The sequence below is a fragment of the Moraxella bovis genome, assembly GCF_002014975.1.
Lineage (GTDB): Bacteria > Pseudomonadota > Gammaproteobacteria > Pseudomonadales > Moraxellaceae > Moraxella > Moraxella bovis.
In genome coordinates, this window is record NZ_MUXV01000085.1 from 1 (window position 1) to 5,265 (window position 5,265).

A 5,265-nucleotide genomic window follows, 5' to 3' on the forward strand; every position below is an offset into this window, starting at 1 on the left:
GTACATCATCAGCGACACCTGTGGGTGGTATTACTGTCTTGCCCTGTGGGTGGTATTGTTGCCCCTGCGGATAGCCCTGTGAGGCTTGATATTGCCGTCCGTTTTGAGGCGGTCTTTGCATCGCTGTTGATGGGCTTGCCATCATGCCTTGTGGGTATTGGCGTTGATAGCCGTTATTTTTGTTTGCTTCATGCTCAGCGGTGGCGCGACTGTTCTCAGATGACTTTTTGGCATAGGCAATAGAGCCTTCAATTTGCCCTTGTGAGGCAAGTAGCATTTTTTGCTAAACGCTTTTTTAACCAAATCTTGATTTTCTGCCAAACCCAAATCTAGGCTGATTTCACTAAACCGATTAAAGCACAGCTTAGCGGTGTGAATAACCGTGTATTCGTCATACTCGGTTACGTCCGCTTCGACGTGCACGGCATTACATTCTTGCCCCTTGGGGGCGAGTTCTGCGATAAGTCTCATGGCTTACTCCTTATGCGTAAATTTTGGGTGCAAAAAGCCCACTCATGCCAAAATAGGCACAAGCAAGCGTTTTGGGTTGGTATTAAGAGATTAGACCGATTTTCTTTTTCATTGCCATTTGACGGTCAATGAATGCTTGGGCATTTGCCACAAGGTTAGGGTCATGGCTGATATGGCGTTGTTCGCCTAGGCTGTCGTATAGCAAGCCTTTGGTTTTGTTTAGATGTGTGATTTGTCTGCGTGCTTGATTGATAAACCGTTCGGCTTGATTGATGGTATCGTTAAGCCTGTCAATCTCATCGCTAATGCGTGCGTGTTCTAGTAAGCCCACCATTCGCCAAAAGGCGTTTTGCTCACCATGATCAGGCTGTCCCATCATCAGACGATGCACATACTCTACCGCTCGTGGCAAATCACTCATGGCAATCTCATCAATATGATGAACACCCATGTACTGATGCACCAGTGCATAGGCTTCTGAGTGTATGATGCCAAGTTTGCCACATAGGGCGGTTACGGCTTGGCGTAGGGGTGTGCGGTCGTGGGCGGTGGATTTGGGTAGACACGGTATCGCCCCTGTATTAAGTGCGTCAAACGCACGGATAACCATAAGGCTAAATTTGGCACTTATCCACATGGCATAGCGATAGACCAACTCACGGCAGGCGTAAGTTCCGCCTTGTTTGCCTTGCTTGGTGTGGTAAGCAACCGTATTTTCTTTTTCCAGTTCAGCAATGAGTTCTTGGGTTTGTTGGTTTGCCATAAAGTAAGATGGCTTGTGTTTGTTCTCGTTGCCACTTGCCTTGTGCAGGTCATTGAGTGAGAAAAAACCATTAACAACATTGATTGTTTGGTCTAAAATTGTTAAACTAGACATTGCTAATTCCTTATCAAAGTGGATTGGTATGCCCTGTGGTTCTTGGTCGGATTGCAGGGCTTTTTTGTTGGCTTGTGTTATTACACGGTGTTATTATTACACGGTGTATCTATCGTGTCAAGCAAAAATTTGCTACACTGTGTAATTATTTTAAATGGCGGAATTCCGCCATTTAGCGAACACCATATTTGATAAGGTTTTTGACCATGTCCAGAGATATTGCCCCATTTGGGGTGCGAATGCCGTCCGAACTTAAAGAATACTTAACCCAAAAAGCCAGTGATAACAAGCGTTCTTTGAACGCTGAAATTGTGGCAAGGTTAGAGGTAACAATGCAACAAGATGAGTTGCATACTGGCGGATTTACCCATTTCATTGATGAATATTTGGATTTGATGGCGGATAAGGAAAGCCTAAAAAGGGAAAATGAATCCCTAAAAGCAGGATTTCCGCCACAACCGCCAATCCAAAAAACTGTCAGCCAAGAGAGTATAGACTATTTGTATGAACGCCTAAAAACGCTCATTGAGAGCAAGAACAGCCCTTAAAATCTCATCTAATTTTTTGCCAATCTCATCATCATAACTTGCGTTAAGCCTTGCGATAATCTCGCTGTTAAGACTTCTCTTGTTGTCTTTGGCGGATTGTTGCAATTTGGCTTTGAGTTCATTGTCTAGGCGTACGCCTGTTGGATTAAGTTCACGCATAATCTACTCCTAATAAAAAAGTCCGTATCGTTAAGTGATACGGACTTTGATGTAAAAAATTGACATCCTACCCCTTGTAAAGCCCCATTGACCCAAATTACAAACCGACTATGAAAGTTCCAAAGTCTGTTTGAACTCACTTGCCACGAATTCAGCGACAAATTCTCTTAATTCATTCTCAATCTGTCGCATCTGCATAGGGGTGGGTCGCCAGTCAGAATCTGTGATGATAATGCTGTGAATGTCTGATAGATCATAGCTTTCATGTACAAGAGTACAGCGAAAACCGCCGTGATATTCATATTCAGCTGGCTGATAATCCACTTCAAATTCAAAGGAAAACTGGCAATACCGCTCATCATCTTCATCAGCATAGACAATGAATGAGCCTGTTTGTTCTTTGATGATAATTTCATCAAGTATCATGACATGCTCCTAAAAGTTAATCCGTGACTGGCAACGTGTTAAGTTGTCAGTAGCTGATTAGCTTATCACTCCGTTATCTGCCACGGTGGTGTGGGCTTTGTTTGTCCGATTTTAGATTTGGTTCGTCTAAGTTCGTCTAAACTCCGTGTGGCTCCCTCACGGTAGGGCTTCTGGGGTGTTAAATAGTTATTCAAGCGGTCGTTCCGTCTTGATGGGTGTATTATAAACAAAATGTTTAATACTGTCAAGAGAAAAATAAACAAATTGAGTTAAAAATAAAACAAAATGTTTATTTTTATGATAAAAGGTATTATTTAAAAGATAGGCGGTAAAAGATGGGCATAAAAAACCGCCCAACAGGCGGAAATTTTTTAAAAATGCTTGACATTATATACAAGATAGGATATAATAAACACATCAAGCAGGGAGCTTGATAAGGTGCCAGTAACTGGTACTGGCGTTAAAATAAGGAAAAGAACGATGAAGCCGTTAATTAAAGTCATCGTCCTTGTTATCTTACTACTAATCAGCAATGAAGCGTGGTAAATAGCAAGCCAATCAAACTACCGCAAATAGCTTGATTGGGTGTTAGGTAGGGGTCGCACCCTATCTAACACATTCCTTAACTAATATCATACCCCTTTTTTAGGAGAATGTCAATGTCAAACTACCAAAACACCGAATACACCAAACGAGCCAAAGCCAACTATAACGCCAAAGCCCTGCGTTCTACCACAGTACAGTTTATGCCAAAAGACCAAGAAGCCCTAGATGCCCTTGACAAGCTTACCGAGCGATATGGTTCGGTCGCTAAGGCGGTCAAGGCAAGCCTTTTGGCTCATAGCAAGGAATGTGAATAGGGCAATAAAAAAGCCCCCATGTTGGGGGCTTTGGCGTATGTCAGCTAGTTAATAAGTTGGCTAATTGTTTTGTCTTTTTTTGACCAAAGTATGGGGTTGATGTTGTAGTTACGTAAAGATTGCATGGTGCTATCAGAAATCTTGTGGTCTGTATCATTTAGGGCAACATACAATATCGTATCTGCTCCCCGTGCTTCTTTGGTGTCGGACCAACCAAAAAGAATGTGTTCAATGTTATTTTTAACAGGATTGTTGATGGTGTGAAGTAGGCGTTCTGGCGATTGGCTAGATTTTGGAATGGCAAAATCAAAATTAAAGGTAAACCCTGATTTACCTGATAAATTGACATTGGGCAAATAGCGTATGTTGTGCTGTGTTAGCCACGCTTCCACATCTTCAAAAAAGAAACTGGCAACGCTAGCATTGGCAAGCGAAAACATATCGTTGATGGCAAGCATCGCTTGGATAAAGCTGTTTTTGCGGACGGCAAAATTATTTTTGTTGGCAAGGGTGGTAAGCTGACCGTCTTTAATTTGTACGCCAAAACCGTTTGCTACTTCGGTTAGTAGTTTTTTGCGTTTCGGGGTGTTGAACTCCACACCGCTCATGGCAAGGTCATTTAGGATATAGCCGTCATCAGTAAAAAACAACCCTTGCTCATTGCGTAACACATAAAATTGCAAATAATCATTGTGGCGGTCCAAATAAGGTGCGGTAATCTCTACCGCCCCATTATCTAACTCCGAAAATACGGTTTGGTCTTTTAGCCATGCCAAATAGTTGTCAAAATGACTGTGAAGTTCAGTGATGAGTTTCATCGTAAATGCTTAATTGAATGTCCACAAAAGGGTTGCCCTGAATATTACAATATTGACAGAATTTATCTAAAAAATCAATGATATTTTTGCAACCATCAAACTCCTTTGGTAGGGCATACGCCCATTTTGTGCCGTAACCCTCCCTGTAAATATGTATGTGGGGGCAAGTAATGACGGTGTCGTCTGGGTTTTTGTGGGGTGGCCCATCTAGGTCCAATCGCACAAGGGGAATGCACTTTTTGGCACGCATTTGATAGGTGGCTTTGTTGACTTTGATGGTGCTGGGGGTAATGTCCAATATCAATTCATCTTTGCCGTTTTGAGCAAGCAAATCCACGCTTACTTTTTTGGTGCGTTCAAAAACCGCCTGTTCCATCACATACTTTGCGATGGCAATCAGTTCATCTGCTTCATATTGAGTTAGGTCCATTGTTTCTCCAAGTCTCGCCCCATTTACACATTTGGCAACACAAAAGGCGGGTGGGCGGATAGTCCAACCAAAACAATCCTGTCATCAAATCTTTGGTAGTGCAGGACATATTCGCTCGTCATATCGCCATCATCGCCCACATACTCGGGTATGCCAATATGATAATGCCATAGGCAATGTTTTTGGACATAAGCAAAATCCGCTCTTTGCTGTTTGGTGCGTAGACTTTTGGGGATGGACGGCTTGTTACGCCCTATTAGCCCACGCAAGCCATACTGACGAACATAAGACGCAAAGGCTAAAATGATTTGCCTTGTCTCATCGTCAAATGTCGGCATACAAGCCTTGAAATTGTCAGAAAATTCTACAATCATACGCTCGCCAACCATTTATCAAAACTTGACAAATCTTTCAATGCCCAATCGGGTATAGGAGTAGAACCACTTTTGATTGATTTGTCCAATTTTTCAACATCAAAATGATGTTCATAAAACCAGTCATAATAGGCTTGCTCATTAGGGTCAAAACGACTTTGTAGGGTGGCTAAGGCAAGCTCTTCAGCTGTTATGCCCTGTGCTTGGGCGGTGGCAATAATCATCTGTTCAATGTGTGGGGGAATGTCTAATATCATCTTTTGTCTCCATCAAAATTTAGGGTTAATACTTCACCCATTTTC

10 protein-coding genes are annotated in these 5,265 nt (G+C 42.4%); 2 read left to right on the plus strand and 8 right to left on the minus strand.

The window, feature by feature from the left end; genetic code table 11:
* Nucleotides 1-141: 141 nt before the first annotated feature.
* Nucleotides 142-471, minus strand: coding sequence for a hypothetical protein (locus B0182_RS14080; RefSeq protein WP_143821763.1), 330 nt, complete (start codon nucleotides 469-471; stop codon nucleotides 142-144).
* Nucleotides 472-553: 82 nt separating this feature from the next.
* Nucleotides 554-1,348, minus strand: a complete 795-nt coding sequence (locus B0182_RS13270; RefSeq protein ID WP_078275370.1) for a KilA-N domain-containing protein — start codon at nucleotides 1,346-1,348, stop codon at nucleotides 554-556.
* Between the two features lie 206 nt (nucleotides 1,349-1,554).
* Here B0182_RS13270 and B0182_RS13275 point away from each other — a divergent pair, with 206 nt between their 5' ends.
* Nucleotides 1,555-1,896, plus strand: coding sequence for an Arc family DNA-binding protein (locus tag B0182_RS13275; protein ID WP_078275371.1), 342 nt, complete (start codon nucleotides 1,555-1,557; stop codon nucleotides 1,894-1,896).
* Here B0182_RS13275 and B0182_RS13280 read toward each other — a convergent pair.
* Complete coding sequence (locus B0182_RS13280) at nucleotides 1,861-2,055, minus strand: Arc family DNA-binding protein (RefSeq protein WP_078275372.1); 195 nt, start codon at nucleotides 2,053-2,055, stop codon at nucleotides 1,861-1,863. The genes B0182_RS13275 and B0182_RS13280 overlap by 36 nt on opposite strands.
* Nucleotides 2,056-2,163: 108 nt before the next feature.
* On the minus strand, nucleotides 2,164-2,481 hold the full coding sequence (locus tag B0182_RS13285; RefSeq protein ID WP_078275373.1) for a hypothetical protein: 318 nt from the start codon (nucleotides 2,479-2,481) through the stop codon (nucleotides 2,164-2,166).
* Between the two features lie 659 nt (nucleotides 2,482-3,140).
* Between B0182_RS13285 and B0182_RS13290 the strand changes: the two genes are divergently transcribed.
* A complete protein-coding gene (locus B0182_RS13290; RefSeq protein ID WP_062498426.1) occupies nucleotides 3,141-3,341 on the plus strand; it encodes a hypothetical protein in 201 nt (66 codons plus the stop codon).
* Between the two features lie 44 nt (nucleotides 3,342-3,385).
* Here the strand turns inward: B0182_RS13290 and B0182_RS13295 are convergent, their stop codons facing one another.
* From B0182_RS13295 to B0182_RS13310, 4 genes are read right to left on the minus strand one after another with little or no spacing between them, the layout of a single operon-like run.
* Entirely contained in the window at nucleotides 3,386-4,159 is a 774-nt protein-coding gene (locus tag B0182_RS13295; RefSeq protein ID WP_078275374.1) for a DUF1829 domain-containing protein, read from the minus strand.
* A complete protein-coding gene (locus B0182_RS13300; RefSeq protein ID WP_078275375.1) occupies nucleotides 4,143-4,589 on the minus strand; it encodes a DUF6978 family protein in 447 nt (148 codons plus the stop codon). Before B0182_RS13300 ends, B0182_RS13295 begins: the two co-directional genes overlap by 17 nt.
* A 23-nt stretch (nucleotides 4,590-4,612) precedes the next feature.
* Nucleotides 4,613-4,963 (minus strand): hypothetical protein, encoded by a 351-nt coding sequence (locus B0182_RS13305; protein WP_078275376.1) that lies wholly within the window; start codon nucleotides 4,961-4,963, stop codon nucleotides 4,613-4,615.
* On the minus strand, nucleotides 4,960-5,220 hold the full coding sequence (locus B0182_RS13310) for a hypothetical protein (protein ID WP_078275377.1): 261 nt from the start codon (nucleotides 5,218-5,220) through the stop codon (nucleotides 4,960-4,962). The genes B0182_RS13305 and B0182_RS13310 overlap by 4 nt, the downstream gene beginning before the upstream one ends.
* Nucleotides 5,221-5,265: the final 45 nt, after the last annotated feature.